10 protein-coding genes are annotated in these 16,181 nt (G+C 70.7%); 6 read left to right on the top strand and 4 right to left on the bottom strand.

The window, feature by feature from the left end; translation table 11 throughout:
- Window positions 1-85 precede the first annotated feature (85 nt).
- Window positions 86-1,711 (bottom strand): peptide ABC transporter substrate-binding protein, encoded by a 1,626-nt coding sequence (locus LZ604_RS26310; RefSeq protein ID WP_234517965.1) that lies wholly within the window; start codon window positions 1,709-1,711, stop codon window positions 86-88.
- A gap of 1,021 nt (window positions 1,712-2,732) precedes the next feature.
- Between LZ604_RS26310 and typA the strand changes: the two genes are divergently transcribed.
- Window positions 2,733-4,640, top strand: coding sequence for a translational GTPase TypA (gene typA / locus LZ604_RS26305; protein WP_234517964.1), 1,908 nt, complete (start codon window positions 2,733-2,735; stop codon window positions 4,638-4,640).
- 87 nt (window positions 4,641-4,727) lie between these two features.
- On the opposite strand, the gene LZ604_RS26300 is transcribed toward typA, so the two are convergent.
- Window positions 4,728-7,001 (bottom strand): ABC transporter family substrate-binding protein, encoded by a 2,274-nt coding sequence (locus LZ604_RS26300; RefSeq protein WP_234517963.1) that lies wholly within the window; start codon window positions 6,999-7,001, stop codon window positions 4,728-4,730.
- A gap of 289 nt (window positions 7,002-7,290) precedes the next feature.
- Between LZ604_RS26300 and LZ604_RS26295 the strand changes: the two genes are divergently transcribed.
- From LZ604_RS26295 to LZ604_RS26280, 4 genes are read left to right on the top strand one after another with little or no spacing between them, the layout of a single operon-like run.
- On the top strand, window positions 7,291-7,581 hold the full coding sequence (locus tag LZ604_RS26295) for an Rv0250c family protein (protein WP_234517962.1): 291 nt from the start codon (window positions 7,291-7,293) through the stop codon (window positions 7,579-7,581).
- Between the two features lie 51 nt (window positions 7,582-7,632).
- Entirely contained in the window at window positions 7,633-8,469 is an 837-nt protein-coding gene (gene sdhC / locus LZ604_RS26290) for a succinate dehydrogenase subunit SdhC (RefSeq protein ID WP_234517961.1), read from the top strand.
- A gap of 18 nt (window positions 8,470-8,487) precedes the next feature.
- The gene (locus LZ604_RS26285; RefSeq protein WP_234517960.1) at window positions 8,488-10,428 is read left to right on the top strand and encodes a fumarate reductase/succinate dehydrogenase flavoprotein subunit; all 1,941 of its coding nucleotides are present in this window, start codon (window positions 8,488-8,490) and stop codon (window positions 10,426-10,428) included.
- Window positions 10,425-11,201 (top strand): succinate dehydrogenase/fumarate reductase iron-sulfur subunit, encoded by a 777-nt coding sequence (locus LZ604_RS26280; RefSeq protein ID WP_234517959.1) that lies wholly within the window; start codon window positions 10,425-10,427, stop codon window positions 11,199-11,201. Before LZ604_RS26285 ends, LZ604_RS26280 begins: the two co-directional genes overlap by 4 nt.
- Before the next feature lie 43 nt (window positions 11,202-11,244).
- On the opposite strand, the gene LZ604_RS26275 is transcribed toward LZ604_RS26280, so the two are convergent.
- On the bottom strand, window positions 11,245-11,547 hold the full coding sequence (locus LZ604_RS26275; protein ID WP_234517958.1) for a hypothetical protein: 303 nt from the start codon (window positions 11,545-11,547) through the stop codon (window positions 11,245-11,247).
- 137 nt (window positions 11,548-11,684) lie between these two features.
- On the opposite strand from LZ604_RS26275, the gene LZ604_RS26270 reads away from it, so the two are divergent.
- Window positions 11,685-13,394 carry a TPM domain-containing protein gene (locus LZ604_RS26270; protein WP_234517957.1) on the top strand — a complete coding sequence of 570 codons (1,710 nt, stop codon included), beginning with the start codon at window positions 11,685-11,687 and terminating at the stop codon, window positions 13,392-13,394.
- Here LZ604_RS26270 and LZ604_RS26265 read toward each other — a convergent pair.
- The gene (locus LZ604_RS26265; RefSeq protein WP_234517956.1) at window positions 13,391-16,027 is read right to left on the bottom strand and encodes a SpoIIE family protein phosphatase; all 2,637 of its coding nucleotides are present in this window, start codon (window positions 16,025-16,027) and stop codon (window positions 13,391-13,393) included. The genes LZ604_RS26270 and LZ604_RS26265 overlap by 4 nt on opposite strands.
- Window positions 16,028-16,181: the final 154 nt, after the last annotated feature.

Here is a 16,181-nt window from a genome sequence, read left to right as displayed (position 1 = left end):
GCAGAAGGGGTGAGCAGGGGAAGGCTGGTCCGTCCTCCCCCTGCTCACCCTGTTCCGCTGAGTGTCGGAACTACTCAGGGCATGCTCAGCTGAGCTTGACCGTTTCCCACAGGATCAGGTGGTTACCGGCGACCTTCATGGACTTGATCTTCTCGCTGTAACCGGAGTTCAGCGTGTAGAAGTACACCGGGATGTACGGCAGGTCCTTGAGCAGAACGTCGTCCGCCTGCTGGTAGGTCTTGACCGCGTCCTCGTGCGTCGGGGCCTTGTCGCCGTCGACGAGCAGCTTCTCGAACTTGTCGTTGACGTAACCGGAGTAGTTCGAGCCGTTGGCGATGGCGTCCTTCGAGAACACCGGGCGGAGGTAGTCCTCCATGTCCGGGTAGTCCATGCTCCAGGCCATCCGGAAGGAGCCCTGGTACTTCTTGGCGTCCAGGTCGTTGAGGATGGTCTGGAACTGCTCGAACGGCTTGGCCGTCACCTTCAGGCCCAGGTTCTGCTGGAGCTGGTTGGCGACCGCCTCGACCCACTCCTTGTGGCCGCCGTCCGCGTTGTAGCCGATCTCCAGCGCGTTGCCGGGCAGCCCGCCGCTCTGCTTGTACAGCTCCTTGGCCTTGGCCACGTTCAGGGTGCAGGCGTCACCGCAGGCGCCCTTGCGGTAGCCGTCGACGATGGGGCTGATGTAGTCGTCCGCCGGCGTACGGGCACCGAGGAAGACCTTCTCGGCGATCGTCTTCCGGTCGATGGCCATGGAGATGGCCTTGCGGAGGTCCGCGTTCTGGAAGGCCTTGTTGTACTTGATCGGGAAGCCGATGTACCCGACGGCCGAGTCGGCCTGGTCGATCGTGCGGCCCGGCAGGTCCTTCTTGTACGTCGGCAGGCCCGAGTTCGGGACGACGAGCTGGATGTCCAGGTTGCCGGCGACGAGGTCCTTGTAGGACGTGTCGAGGTTCGAGTAGATCTTGAAGTCGACGCCCTTGGCCTCGATCTGCGAGGCGTCCGGGTACTTGTCGTACTTCGTGGTGTTGATGGCCTCGTTGTGCTTGAACTTGCCCTGGATCTTGAAGGGGCCGTTGCCGATCGGGGCCTCGCCGAAGCCCTTCGGGTCCTTGAAGAACGCCTTGGGCAGCGGCACGAACGACGTGAAGGACAGCTGCGCCGGGAACGCCGCGAACGGGCCGGTCAGGGTGACCTGGAGGGTGTTGTCGTCGACGGCCTTCAGACCCGACATCTTGTCGGTCTTGGGCTTCTTGCCCTCGCCCGGGTTCAGGTCGCTGTAGCCCTGGATGTGGCTGAACAGCGGGTTGGTCTGCTGGGCGTTGGTCTGGTTCGCGCCGTAGTTCCACGCGTCGATGAAGGACTGGGCCGTGACCTTCTCGCCGTTGTGGAACGTGTAGCCCGACTTCAGCTTGATCGTCCAGACCTTGTTGTCCTTGGTCTCGATCGACTGCGCCATGGCGTTGACGACCTTGTCGTTGGCGTCAAGCTTGGTCAGACCCGTGAAGAGGGCGTTGATGACCTGGCCGCCCTCGGTCTCGTACGTGTTGGTGGGAACCAGGCCGTTCTGCGGTTCACCGATCTCCACCGACACGACGCCGTTGCCCTTGCCACTGCCCGAGCTGCCGTTGTCTCCGCCACCGCCACAGGCCGTCGCGCCCAGCGCCACAACCGCGGCTATCGCAACCCACTTGGCGCTCTTGGCACCACGCATGGGGCTCCTCCTCATGAGTCCAATGGTTCACCGCACAGGAGAGCACAAGACACATCACCGTCACCGGTGCCTGAAAATGTCAGGTACTCCCCGCCGCTCGTGAGTCGGCGCCGCCTGCAGCGCGTGACCCGTTCGTCCGAGCTCTACGCGCCTAACTATCTGCCAAAGGCAGATGTCGAACCACACCCCTAAGGTCTCGGTTCGATCACACCTGTCGCGTACATCTTCCAAAATCCGGACAAAGTGTTTGCTGAAAGATCACTGCGAAACGGACTTGTTACACATCTATCGGCGTGAAGCGTCCGCATTCCGGACACTGACCGGAGAAAATCGCTTGAGATCAAGCCCGTCCTGTGTGACGGGCGCAGTCACGCCACCGACACGGACCGCTCGGCACGCCGCCGGTCTCGCCGAGCGGCGAGCGCGCTGCCGGGCCGTCGCCATTCCGGTGGCCCCTGGCCAGGCAAGAAACCCACGGCGCAGGCGGAAGCACACTAGTGCGGATCTTTCTCTTTGTGTCTCGGCCGGCCGAGGATGCAGGGTTTTCCCTATATCTCTGACGCATTCCGTCGGCGCTGTTGCGCGACACACGTCTGTTTCCGGCCAACCCGCACCAGGATGCGAGCCTCTCGCACACGGCCGACTTCCGCCTGGCCCGTGATCGGCCATCCCGTGATCGGCCATCCCGTGATCAGCCCGATGCGGGCCGCTGCTCCCGAGGCGGGACACCCGGCCGCCTGGAGCACCGCGTCCCACCGTGTCCAGGGGTGACCCTCATCACTGCGCCCGCTGCCCCGGGAAGCCGGAGCGGCTCCGGCGGGCAGCCGCACGGAAGCCTGCCCGGCCGCTCGCGGACCGGCCGGGCACCCGCACCCCCGCTCCCCCGAACGGCCCGTAGCATCCGCCTTCGGCCGGGGCCCCGTACCATGGGGTGAGGCCGTGGCATGTTCAGCCCGGCAGGGCCCGCGTAACACAGATGTACGCGCAGGCCGTCCTCACCACTCCGGGAGTACGCCGCACTATGGCCACGCGCCACGACATCCGCAACGTCGCCATCGTCGCCCACGTCGACCACGGGAAGACGACCATCGTCGACGCCATGCTGAAGCAGGCCGGTGCCTTCGCCGCCCACCAGCTCGACCAGGTCGACGACCGCGTCATGGACTCCAACGACCTGGAGCGTGAGAAGGGCATCACGATCCTCGCCAAGAACACGGCGGTGAAGTACCACCCCAAGGACGGCGGGGACCCCATCACGATCAACATCATCGACACCCCCGGCCACGCCGACTTCGGCGGCGAGGTCGAGCGCGGCCTGTCGATGGTCGACGGTGTGGTGCTGCTCGTCGACGCGTCCGAGGGCCCGCTGCCGCAGACCCGCTTCGTGCTGCGCAAGGCGCTCCAGGCCCGGCTGCCCGTCATCCTGTGCATCAACAAGACGGACCGCCCCGACGCCCGTATCGACGAGGTCGTGAACGAGGCGTACGACCTCTTCCTCGACCTCGACGCCGACGAGGACCAGATCGAGTTCCCGATCGTCTACGCGTGCGGCCGTGACGGCATCGCCTCCCTCACCAAGCCGGAGGACGGCACGGTCCCGGCCGACAGCGACAGCCTGGAGCCGTTCTTCTCCACGATCCTGGAGCACATCCCGGCCCCGATCTACGACGAGGACGCCCCGCTCCAGGCGCACGTCACCAACCTGGACGCCGACAACTTCCTCGGCCGTATCGCGCTGCTCCGCGTCGAGCAGGGCCAGCTGCGCAAGGGCCAGACCGTCGCCTGGATCAAGCGCGACGGGACGATCAGCAACGTCCGTATCAGCGAGCTGATGATGACCGAGGCCCTCACCCGCAAGCCCGCCGAGGTGGCCGGCCCGGGTGACATCTGCGCCGTCGCCGGTATCCCCGAGATCATGATCGGTGAGACGCTGGCCGACCCGGAGAACCCGGTCGCGCTGCCGCTGATCACGGTGGACGAGCCCGCGATCTCCATGGTCATCGGTACCAACACCTCGCCGCTGGTCGGCAGGGGCGGCACCGGCAAGGGCGCCAACGCCAAGGCCGCGGTCAAGGACCGCAAGGTCACCGCCCGCCAGGTCAAGGACCGCCTCGACCGCGAGATGATCGGTAACGTCTCCCTGCGGGTCCTGGACACCGAGCGGCCGGACGCCTGGGAGGTGCAGGGCCGCGGTGAGCTGGCGCTGGCCATCCTGGTGGAGACCATGCGCCGCGAGGGCTACGAGCTGACGGTCGGCAAGCCGCAGGTGGTCACCAAGGAGATCGACGGCAAGGTCCACGAGCCGGTCGAGCGCATGACGATCGACGTGCCCGAGGAGCACATGGGCGCCGTCACCCAGCTCATGGGCGTCCGCAAGGGCCGGATGGACAACATGTCCAACCACGGCTCGGGCTGGGTCCGCATGGAGTTCGTCGTGCCGTCGCGCGGTCTGATCGGCTTCCGTACGGAGTTCCTGACCGGCACCCGCGGCACGGGTATCGCCCACTCCATCCACGAGGGCCACGAGCCCTGGTTCGGTCCGCTGCAGACCCGCAACAACGGCTCCCTGGTGGCCGACCGCTCCGGCAGCGTCACGGCGTTCGCCATGACCAACCTCCAGGAGCGCGGCGTGCTCTTCGTGGAGCCGGGCACCGAGGTGTACGAGGGCATGATCGTCGGCGAGAACTCCCGCTCCGACGACATGGACGTCAACATCACCAAGGAGAAGAAGCTCACCAACATCCGGTCCGCCACGGCCGACATCGCCGAGTCGATCGTGCCGCCGCGCAAGCTGTCGCTCGAGCAGTCCCTGGAGTTCTGCCGCGACGACGAGTGCGTCGAGGTGACGCCGGAGGCCGTCCGCATCCGCAAGCTGGTCCTCGACCAGCGCGAGCGCGCCCGCGCCGCCAGCCGCGCCAAGCACAGCTGACAGCGACGCACCCCGCCGGTGTGCCCCGTTCGAGCGGGGCACACCGGCGGGGTTTTTCCTTGCGGCCGCGGGCGGTCGCGTCCGGCTTCAGCCGGACTTCGACGGGCTCGCGGACGGCTTCGCGCCCTTCTTCAGGAAGCCCATGTCCTCGTAGACCGGGGTCTGGAAGCCGAACGCGCCCGCGTTGGCCAGGTCGGCACGGACCGCCGTGAGCTGGGGGCGCTGATAGAGCGGGATGGAGCCGGCGGCGGCCCAGATGTGGGCGTCGGCCTTGCGCACCAGGTCCCGCTCCTCGTCCTCGTCCAGCGTGGCGATGGCCTGGTCGAACAGCTGGTCCACCTGGTCGGTGCCGACCCGGGTGTAGTTCTGCTCGACGCTCAGCGAGCCGTCCGCCGCCGGAACCGGCTTGGCGTAGATCGGCCGGGCGTCGGTGGCCGGGAACGCGGTGGCCGGCCAGGAGTACAGCGCCAGGTCGTAGTCGCCGGACGCGATGTGGTCCTTGAAGAAGTCGCCGTCGGGGACCTTGGTGATCTCCGTGTGGATCCCGATCGTGTCCAGCATGCGCGCGATGCGCTCCCCGACGGTCCGCAGGGACCGGGAGCCCGGCCCGGACGGCAGCACGAACTTCAGCTCCAGCGGCTTGCCGTCCTTGGCGGCCGGCCCTGCCTTGGCGCCGCCCGGGGCGGCGGTGCCCTTGGGCGCGTACGCCCCCGGCGGAGGCCCGCCCTGCTGGCCGGGCATACGGCCGGACTTGTCGTCCTCGCCGCCGCCGTACGACCCGTCGTCACCCGAGCCGTCGCGCTGCCCGGTCCTCCCGGTCGTCTCGGTCTTCTCCGGGTTCTGCGAGTTCCCGGAGTTGCCGGCGTTCCGGGGGTTCTCGGAGTTCTGGGAGTTCTCCGAGCTACCGGAGTTCCGAGGGTTCCCCGAGTTCCCCGAGTTGCTGGAGGTCCCTGAGTTCTCCGCCTTCCCACCCCCAGGGCCGGCCGCCTTCTTCTTCTGCTCCTTGACCGGGCCGCCGGTCACCCAGCCCGCCTCGGCCAGCAGCGCCTGCGCCTGCTTGGTGTCCTGGCTGCCGACCGCACCGCTGCTGTCGGCGTACGCGTCCTGTCCCGCGAGCGCGAGATGGCTGCCGACCGGCACCGCGGGCAGTCCGAGCGGCTTGAGGACGAGTGCGGCCAGTTCGGTGCGGTCCAGGGCCCGGGCCACGGCCCGGCGCACCCGCTCGTCGGCGAGCGGACCCCGGGCTCCGTTCAGGGCGAGCTGGGTGTAGGCGGGTTCCAGGGACCTGCGGATCACAAAACCGTTCAGCGTCTGCTGCTCACGGATGCCCGGCGCGCCCGGCATGGCGGTCCGGCCCGTCTCCGCCCCGGGGGAGGCGGGCGTGGCGGCCTGGCTCGTCCCCGCCCCGGGGGAGGCGGGCGTGGCAACCTCGCCCGTCTCCGCCCCGGGGGAGCCGCTCTGCAAGGGGGTGCTGCCCTTCTCGCGCGCGGCGAGCGTGAGCCGGTCGGCCTCCTCCGGGTCGATCTCCGCCATGTCGAGCCTCCCCTCGGCGAGCGCGGCGGCCCGCTGGTCGCGCGGGACGGCCACGAGGACGATCTCGGACAGCTTGGCGGGCCGGCCCCACCAGCGGGGGTTGCGGGCGAGGGTCACGGTGCCGTTCTTGTGGTCGACCGACTGGACGCCGAACGGGCCGGCGGTGACCTTCAGACCTTGTCTCGCCCCGTCGTTGAAGCCGCCCGGGCTGCCCATGACGTCCTTCGGGTACAGCGGCGAGAACAGCGACCTCCAGTCGGCGTACGGCTTGCGGAAGGTGACCTTGACCTCGAGGTTGTTCGCGCCGCGCTCGACCTTCGCGATGCGGTCGTAGCCGGCGTTGCGGGCGGTCCAGTACGCGTTGTCCTTCCCGGACAGGGCGTGCCACTGGGCGGCGAAGTCGTCGGCGCCGATCTCCCGGCCGTCGCTCCAGACGGCCTGCTGGTTGAGGCGGTAGACGACGACCTGCTTGGGCTCGGTCGAGACGACCTTGGCGGACTCCAGGTAGGCGGGGTCGGCCTTGGGGCGCCCGTTCGCGTCGAGCCGGAACATCGAGGGCAGCACGGCGCCGGCGATCCGGGTGGTCCCGGCGTCGGCGTCGGACTGGAAGGTGTTCAGGGTCCCCGGCACGGCGTCGACCGCCCAGCGCAGGGTGCCACCGTCGCCGACGAGAGTGCGGGCGGCCGGTGCGATGTCCGCCCCGGCGGCCGGTGTGCTGGGCTTCCTGTCGTCGGAGCAGGCGGCGAGCGCGGTCACCGCGAGGGCTCCCGCGGTGAGGAATGCGACCGAGCGCATCACCGCGCTCCGTCCGACGCCGTCGTGGGACATCACGTCTACCTCCGAGCCGCTTCGCGGATGAGCGGGCGTTATGATCAGGTTTGGCAGTATTTGAACTGATCAGATGTATGGGCCCACTGAAGAGGAAAGGGTTCGGCCCTATGTGGCGACACGACGACGAATCAGGGGAACCCCACCCGTTCGGCGCAACCGCACGCCCCGGCGTGCGTCGGCCAATCACTGCACGTCCCTTCACACCGGCCGCCGCGACGCGCAACACTCGCAGGCGCATGAACGTCGACGCCTTGGGCCACCGGGCCCGTGGAAGTGAGGTCACGTCATGTCAGTGAACGACGAACTGACGTCGGTCCAGCGGTGTCTCGACGACCTGTACCGGTCGGTGGGGCGCCTGGAGCAGCAGATGGGGGCCGGCGGGCTCGAGATACGCCGCGTCCGCACCGACGCCGAACATCTGCGCGAGAGCGTGGCGCTGCTGCGCGCCACGGCCGCCACCACGGGCACCGACCGGCGTGTCGAGCTGGTGACGATCTCCGACACCCCCTACGACAGCAGCCTGTGGACGGACTCGGACGACGAGGGCCTCGGCGCCCGGGGCCGGCACGCACCCTGACCCCCGGCGCGCCCCGGAGGTGACCGAACCCACGAGAGAGGTGCGCTTTCCTTGGCTACTGGAACGGAACCCCCCGACACCGAACCCCGAGCGCCCGGCGGTGGAGCGGGCGCCGGGACGCGCGCCGCGATCGCCGTCCCGCACCTGCGCACCGACCGCTGGTGGCTGGCGCCCGCCGCCACCGCCGCCGGGCTGCTGGCGTTCATCGTGTACTCCACCTGGCGGGCGTTCGCCGACGCGGACTACTACGCGGCGCCGTATGTGTCGCCGTTCTACTCGCCCTGCCTGGCGGAACGCTGCCGGACCATGCACGCGGGCCCCAACGCCGACCTCTTCGGCAGCTGGTGGGCGATCTCCCCGGCGATCATCATCCTGATCTTCCCGCTCGGCTTCCGCCTGACCTGCTACTACTACCGCAAGGCCTACTACCGCGGCTTCTGGCTGTCGCCGCCGGCCTGCGCGGTGGCGGAGCCGCACCGTAAGTACACCGGCGAGACCCGCTTCCCGCTGATCCTGCAGAACCTGCACCGGTACTTCTTCTACGCGGCCCTGCTGGTGGCGGGCGTCCTCACCTACGACACCGTGCTCGCCTTCCGCGACCCGCACTACCACTGGGGCCATATGGGGCTCGGCACCCTGGTGTTCCTGGTGAACATCGTGCTCATCTGGGCGTACACCCTCTCCTGCCACTCCTGCCGGCACATCGTCGGCGGCAGGCTCAAGCACTTCTCCCGGCACCCCGTGCGCTACCGGATGTGGGGCTTCATCAGCCGGCTGAACGCCCGTCACATGCTGCTGGCCTGGACATCGCTGTTCAGCGTGGCGCTCGCCGACTTCTACGTGTACCTGGTGGCGTCCGGTGCCTTCGACGATCCGCGCTTCTTCTAGAGGGAGTAGGGCCCTGTGATGTCCGTGGTCGACCGGCAGGAATGGGACGTGGTCGTGGTCGGGGCCGGCGGTGCCGGCCTCAGGGCCGCCGTCGAGGCCCGTGAGCGCGGCGCCCGTACGGCCGTGATCTGCAAGTCGCTGTTCGGCAAGGCGCACACGGTGATGGCGGAGGGCGGCATCGCGGCGGCCATGGGCAACGCCAACCCGCACGACAACTGGCAGGTGCACTTCCGCGACACCCTGCGCGGCGGGAAGTTCCTCAACCAGTGGCGGATGGCCGAACTGCACGCGCGGGAGGCTCCCGACCGGGTCTGGGAGCTGGAGACCTGGGGCGCCCTCTTCGACCGTACGAAGGACGGGCGCATCTCCCAGCGCAACTTCGGCGGCCACGAGTACCCGCGCCTGGCGCACGTGGGCGACCGCACGGGCCTGGAGCTGATCCGCACGCTCCAGCAGAAGGTCGTCGCGCTGCAGCAGGAGGACGCGAAGGAGACCGGGGACTACGAGTCCCGGCTGAAGGTCTTCCAGGAGTGCACGGTCACCCGGGTCCTCAAGCAGGGGAACCGGGTGTCGGGGGTCTTCGCCTACGAGCGCGAGTCCGGCCGTTTCTTCGTCCTCGAGGCTCCCGCGGTGGTGATCGCGACGGGCGGCATCGGCAAGTCCTTCAAGGTGACGTCGAACTCCTGGGAGTACACGGGCGACGGGCACGCGCTGGCCCTGCTCGCCGGGGCGCCGCTGCTGAACATGGAGTTCGTGCAGTTCCACCCGACGGGCATGGTCTGGCCGCCGTCGGTGAAGGGCATCCTGGTCACCGAGTCGGTGCGCGGCGACGGCGGGGTGCTCCGGAACTCCGACGGCAAACGGTTCATGTTCGACTACATCCCGGATGTCTTCAAGGAGAAGTACGCGCAGTCCGAGGACGAGGCCGACCGCTGGTACGACGACCCGGACAACAACCGGCGCCCGCCGGAGCTGCTCCCCCGTGACGAGGTCGCGCGCGCGATCAACGCCGAGGTGAAGGCGGGCCGCGGCTCCCCGCACGGCGGTGTCTTCCTCGATGTCTCCACGCGTATGCCCGCCGAGGTCATCCGGCGCCGGCTGCCGTCGATGTACCACCAGTTCAAGGAGCTGGCGGACGTCGACATCACCGCCGAGGCCATGGAGGTCGGCCCGACCTGTCACTACGTGATGGGCGGCATCGCGGTCGACTCGGACACGGCGGCGGCCCGTGGGGTCGAGGGCCTGTACGCGGCCGGAGAGGTGGCCGGCGGGATGCACGGCTCCAACCGGCTGGGCGGCAACTCGCTCTCCGACCTGTTGGTCTTCGGACGGCGGGCGGGTCTGCACGCGGCGCGGTACGCGACGGAGACCGCGGAGCGCCCCACGGTGGACGAGGCCGAGGTGGACAGCGCCGCGGCGGAGGCCCTGCGCCCGTTCTCGGCCGAGGGGCCGGCACCCGGCGAGGAGGACGGGCGCCCGCCGGAGAACCCGTACGCCTTGCACCAGGAACTCCAGCAGACCATGAACGACCTGGTCGGGATCATCCGCCGGGAGCCGGAGATGCGGCAGGCGCTGCAGAAGCTGGCGGAGCTGCGGGTGCGGGCGCGCCGGGCGGGTGTCGAGGGGCACCGCCAGTTCAACCCGGGCTGGCATCTCGCCCTGGACCTGCGGAACATGCTGCTGGTCAGCGAGTGCGTGGCACGGGCCGCCCTGGAGCGCACGGAGTCACGCGGCGGGCACACCCGGGAGGACTTCCCGGCGATGGACCGGGCGTGGCGCCGCATCAATCTGCTGTGCCGCCTGACCGACCCGACGGGCGGTCTCGCGGCGACGGACCCGGTCCGCGGCCAGATCACCCTGTCCCGCGAGACCACCGAACCCATCCGCCCCGACCTGCTCGCCCTCTTCGAGAAGGAGGAGCTGGTCAAGTACCTGGCCGAAGAGGAGCTCTACGAGTGAGCAGCTACGAGGCCCGCTTCAAGGTGTGGCGGGGCGATGCACAGGGCGGCGCCCTGGAGGACTTCAAGGTCGAGGTCAACGACGGCGAGGTGGTGCTGGACATCATCCATCGCCTCCAGGCCACCCAGGCCCCGGACCTCGCCGTGCGCTGGAACTGCAAGGCGGGCAAATGCGGTTCGTGCTCGGCGGAGATCAACGGGCGGCCGCGGCTGATGTGCATGACGCGGATGTCGGTCTTCGGCCGGGACGAGACGGTCACCGTGACCCCGCTGCGCGCCTTCCCGGTGGTCCGCGACCTGGTGACGGACGTGGGCTTCAACTACCGCAAGGCGCGCGAGATCCCGTCCTTCGTACCGCCACCGGGCCTCGGCCCCGGGGAGTACCGCATGATGCAGGAGGACGTGGACCGCCCACAGGAGTTCCGCAAGTGCATCGAGTGCTTCCTGTGCCAGGACACCTGTCATGTGGTCCGTGACCACGAGGAGAACAAGCAGGTGTTCGCGGGGCCGCGCTTCCTGATGCGGGTGGCGGAGCTGGACATGCACCCCCTGGACGCGGCCGCGGAGTCGGGCCTGGACCGCAAGCGCACGGCCCAGGACGAGCACGGCCTCGGCTACTGCAACATCACCAAATGCTGCACGGAGGTGTGCCCCGAGGGCATCCGGATCACGGACAACGCGCTGATCCCACTGAAGGAACGGGCCGTCGACCGCAAGTACGATCCGCTGGTCTGGCTCGGGTCGAGGATCAGGAGGCGTCCCACGGCGGGATGAGGGCCCTCCTGCGGTCGTGCCGTACGGGGCTGCGGCCGGCGCGTCAGACCTGGACCCGGCCGACGCGCTGGCCGAGGAACTGCAGCACTGCGCCGGAGCCCATCAGAACAAGCCCGCCGGTGGACAGGATGCCGAAGGCGGTCGCGCCGATCACGGCGGCGGAGAACCTGAGAACCACGAACCCCGCGGCCAGGAGCAGGGCTCCGGAGCCCCACAGCCGTGGCCGCGGCACACGCCCGCGCTGCCACGGCACGATCATCCGCCCGGTGGTGAGGGCCAGGACTCCCAGGAAGGCGTAGAACACCACGACCACCGAGACGGCGATCAGTGATATGACATGCAGCATCGGGGCCTCCGGCCTGTGTTGCCCTGATCATGGCACCACCGCCCCCGGATGGCCAGATCCGTCTCCTGCACCTTGACTCCGCCGGACCAGGCGCACCCCGCTCGCGGCGCCGCGTCATCGGCCATACGCTCCGAAATGTGACGCCGCCCCACCGTCGACGCCGGCCGCGCCGGGCCGCCGCGTACCGAGCCGTGCGGAGGGTCGCCGCCGCGTGCGCGGCGGCGGTGGTCGTGGTGGGGGCGGCCGCGGCCGGACGGGATCCGGGCGCCTCCGGTGACCTGGTGCTGCCGCTGGTCGCCGCGGTCGCCGCCATGGCGGTGGCGGCCTACACGTCGGTGCGGCGCCGGCTGCGGACGAGGACGCGTACGACACCCGGCGGACATGCGCCGACCGTCGTGCGCCTGGACGAACTCGATCTACGGGCGCGGCGGTTGCTCGTCGGGACCGACGACTGCGTACGCACCAGCCGGGAGGAGCTGCGGTGGGCGGCCGCGCAGCTCGGGGACGAGGCGATACGGGGGCACGCCGAGGCGCTGGAGGCCGCCGCGTCGGAACTTGCGGCGGCCTTCGGGATGCGGCAGCGGCTCGACGACGGGGAGGAGGGGGCGCGGGCGCTGCTGGAGGAGATCGTCGCACGGTGCGGGGCGGCCGGGCGGCGGCTGGATGCGGAGGCGCCGGGGTTCGACCGCACCCGGGCGCTGGAACGGACCGCGCCCGGCGCGCTGGAGCACGCCGAGGCTCGGTTCCGCGAACCGGCGGCGCGGGTCGCGGAGGCGGACGGCACGCTCGCGGAACTGCGCGGACGGTACGCGCTGTCCGCGTGTCTGCCGGTCACGGGCCACGACGAACAGGCCAGGGACCGGCTGTTCTTCGCCGCGACCTGCCTGCACCGGGGACGCAGGGCCGTGGACCTGGGGCACACCGGGAGCGCAGTGGTCCATCTGCGCGCGGCCGAGGCCGCCGTCGACCAGGCGACCCTGCTGGTGGCCGGTATCGCCCGGCTGGCGTCGGCCCTGGCGGCGGCGGCGCGTGTCCTGCCCGACGCCCTGACCGCGGCGGAGACCGACCTCAGGGAGGCAGCCGTGGGGTCCGCCCGTACGGACCTGCGGACCCGGATCGCCCACGGGGAGGCGGTGGTGGCCCGACTACGGCGGGAGCTGGGCGAGGAGAAGGGAGGTCCGGGGACGGGGGGCCGGGGAGTGCTCGATCCGGTCGGGGCGCTGCGCCGGGTCGAGGAGGTGGCCGCCGGGCTGGACCGTGCGTCCCGCCGCCGGCCGGAGGGACCGCGGGCCCTGGACCGGCTGGAACGTGCCCTGCTCGTGGCCCGCAGCAGCGTCGGTGCCGCGTCGGACTACGTGACCACGCGCCGTGGGGCCGTCGGCTGTGAGGCGCGGACCAGGCTCGCGGAGGCGGAGCGGCGGCTGCGCGCGGCGGAGCGCACGGGCGCTTCGGCCCCCGTCTCCGCCCCGGCCCCCGCCCCCTCCCCGGGCCCCGCCTCCGCCCTGGCGGCCGCCCTCGCCGACGCCCGTGAGGCGGACACACTCGCCCGGCAGGCCCGGCAGCTCGCGGAGCGGGACGTCCGGGCGTACGGGACGCCGTACGGCGAAGGGATCTGGACGGGCGGCGCCGTACTGGGCGGGATTCTGCTCGGCGCTCCGCACCGCCCGGGCGCCCCCGAGGGTCACCCGGGCGACGGCGGTCCCGCCGGCTACGGCGGACCGGGCACGCGGGCGCGCAGGGACGGCGGGGAGCTGTTCCGGACGGAGCGGCCACGGCGGCCGTCCGCCCGGCGGCGGGACGACGGGCCCGCCGAACCGCCCGCCGCGGGGCCGCCGGACTCCCCCTAGAACAGGCTCAGCAGCGCCTCGGCCGGGTCCGCGATACCGTTCTCGCCGTCGGGCAGCGGGAGTTCGAACCAGACCGTCTTGCCGCGCGGTGTGCGCCGCGAACCCCAGGCCGCGGAGAGCAGGCCGACCAGCTGGAGGCCACGGCCTCCCTCGTCCGTGTCGCGGGCGCGTCGGCGGCGCGGCTGGACCAGGCCAGCGTCCCACACCTCGCACACCAGCGTCCGGTCGAGCAGCAGCCGCAGTCTGATCTCGCCCTCGCCGTACCGCAGGGCGTTCGTCACCAACTCGCTGACCAGCAGCTCCGTGGTGTCCACCAGTGGCTCCAGGTCCCAGGAGAGCAGCTGCCCGCGCGTGTACTCCCGGGCCCGGCCCACGCTGCGCGGCTCCCGCGGCAGCGTCCAGTCTCCGACGGACTCGGCCGGCAGTCCCTGGACACGCGCCATCAGCAACGCGATGTCGTCCTCGCCGTGATGGGTGTCCAGGGTGTTGAGGACGTGGTCGCAGACGTCCTCCAGGGGCCGGGAGGGATCGGTGAGCGCGCCGACGAACGCCTGGAGACCCTCGTCCAGCGGATGGTCCCTGGACTCGACGAGGCCGTCCGTGTAGAGCGCGAGCAGGGCGCCCTCCGGGAGTTCGACCTCCACCTCCTCGAACGGCTCGCCGCCCACACCGAGCGGCATCCCGGGCGGCACGTCCAGCATCAGCGCGGGTTCGCCGGGCTCCACGAGCACCGGCGGGAGGTGGCCCGCGTTGGCGAAGGTGCAGCGGCGGGTGACCGAGTCGTAGACCGCGTAGACGCAGGTCGCGAGGTAGACCTCGGACAGGTCGGCCTCGCGCGGCCGGCGGGCGGCGCGGGTGGCCTGCTGGACGCCTGTCCCGGAGCCGAAAGCCTGGGAGGGGCCCCCGGGGGCGCCTAGGCCCCGGGCGATCTCGTCGAGCTGGGAGAGGACTTCGGCCGGTTCGAGGTCCAGCTGCGCCAAGGTGCGTACGGCTGTGCGCAGTTCGCCCATGGCGACGGCGGCACGCAGGCCTCGTCCCATGACGTCGCCGACGACCAGCGCCGTGCGGTGGCCGGGGAGTTCGATGACGTCGAACCAGTCGCCGCCGACCTCGCTCGGCCGCCCGGTGGCCGCGTTGCCCGGCAGATAGCGGCAGGCGATGTCCAGGCCGGAGGCCTCCGGGTCGCCCGGTGGCAGCAGGGATCGTTGCAGTATCAGCGCGCGTTCGTGCTCGCGGCGGTACAGGCGGGCGTTGTCGATGCAGACCGCGGCGCGCGCGGCCAGTTCGACGGCGAGCGCGCGGTCGCGTTCGCCGAACGGCTCGCTGCCCTTCGTCCGGGAGAACTTGGCGAGTCCGACCACGGTGTCGTGCGCGACCATCGGAACGGCGAGAGTGGACTGGATCAGGCCACCGTCCTCGGCGGGGATGATCCGGGGGCGGGCGGCGCGCAGGGCGTCCGCACAGGGGGAGTTGAAGGCGTAGTGGTGGACGGCGCCGACGGCGACGGGCTCGGGCCCGCCGGCGAAGGGCGCGTCCGCGACGGCGCTGGCGAACGCGACGCGGCGTAGTTCGGCGCTGCCGTCGGCCAGGCCGGGCGGGGTCTCGTCGCCGGCCAGCAGCCCTTGGTAGAGGTCGACGGTGGCGAGGTCGCAGAAGCCGGGCACGACCACGTCGAGGAGTTCCCGGGCGGTGGTCTCCAGGTCGAGGGAGTTGCCTATGCGGGCGCCCGCATCGTTCAGGAGGGCGAGGTTGCGGCGGGCGGCGGCGGCCTCGCGGGCGGCGGCGCGGCGGGCGGTGATGTCGATTCCCAGCCAGGCGATACCGATGGGGCGTCCGCTGCCGCTGTGCACGCGGTAGAGGTTGACGGACCAGTGCCTGCGCTCGTCGGAGCCCGGGACGAAGCCCGTGACATGCATGTCCGTAATCGATTCGCCGGTCTCCAGGACGCGTCGCAGGGTCGCCGCGACACGTTCGGCCTCCGGGGACTGGAGGTAGTCGTGGACGGAGCGGCCGCGGTGCTCGTCGGGGGTGCCGCCGAACGTCGAGGCGAACCGCTTGTTGGCACGCCGTACCCGCAGGTCCGCGTCGATCAGCAGGAAACCGAAGGGAGATTGACCGAAAATCGCCTGTGAGGCGGCGAGATCGGTCTCGATGCTGCGGAGCGTGCGGACATCGACGACGATGCACACGGCGGCCCGGTCGCCGTCCTCCGTCATGGTGGGCATCACGTAGACCTCGGCGAACGCCTCGGTTCTCTGCGCGTCGGGCGCCCGGAAGGGGATGACGCCGGTCCACTCCCGGCCGTCGAGGATCTCGGCCATCTTGCGCTGGCCGCGCTCGCGCAGTTCCGGCGCGACGAACGCCTCGATGGGGTCCATGCCGACGGCCCGTTCGCGGGGGATCCCGAAGAGCTGTTCGGCCCGCAGGCTCCACTGGTCGACATACCCGTCGGGGCCGATGGAGAACGAGGCGACCTTGATGTAGTCGTAGATGGAGCCGGGCGGACTGCTCTGCCACATCGGGCCGCTCGCCGTGTCGCGCGGATCGGCCACGGCGGAATCCGCCGCGGCCCCCTTCCTCGCGCCGCCCGACGGGTCCTCGGACTCCGTGGCCTTCGCTGGTATCTCGCTCACGCGAACCGTCCCCTCCAGCTCACCGCGTCCGGCACCGGTCACCGGGGGCGGCTGCCCGCAGTATCCAGCACTACGGTGCCGCACAACACGGTGTTCACGATCACAGCACGGTCCCGATGTTTTTTGGACCGGCCGGGCCATACTCCCAGTCTTC

The sequence above is a fragment of the Streptomyces glomeratus genome, assembly GCF_021462825.1.
GTDB classification, from domain to species: domain Bacteria; phylum Actinomycetota; class Actinomycetes; order Streptomycetales; family Streptomycetaceae; genus Streptomyces; species Streptomyces glomeratus.
This window is presented reverse-complemented; position numbering and strand designations above follow the sequence as displayed.

Bases quoted from the DNA above. Each gene is read 5' to 3' on its own strand.
- LZ604_RS26310 (WP_234517965.1), bottom strand. From the start codon at position 1,711: ATGCGTGGTGCCAAGAGCGCCAAGTGGGTTGCGATAGCCGCGGTTGTG.
- typA (WP_234517964.1), top strand. From the start codon at position 2,733: ATGGCCACGCGCCACGACATCCGCAACGTCGCCATCGTCGCCCACGTC.
- LZ604_RS26300 (WP_234517963.1), bottom strand. From the start codon at position 7,001: ATGTCCCACGACGGCGTCGGACGGAGCGCGGTGATGCGCTCGGTCGCA.
- LZ604_RS26295 (WP_234517962.1), top strand. From the start codon at position 7,291: ATGTCAGTGAACGACGAACTGACGTCGGTCCAGCGGTGTCTCGACGAC.
- LZ604_RS26285 (WP_234517960.1), top strand. From the start codon at position 8,488: ATGTCCGTGGTCGACCGGCAGGAATGGGACGTGGTCGTGGTCGGGGCC.
- LZ604_RS26275 (WP_234517958.1), bottom strand. From the start codon at position 11,547: ATGCTGCATGTCATATCACTGATCGCCGTCTCGGTGGTCGTGGTGTTC.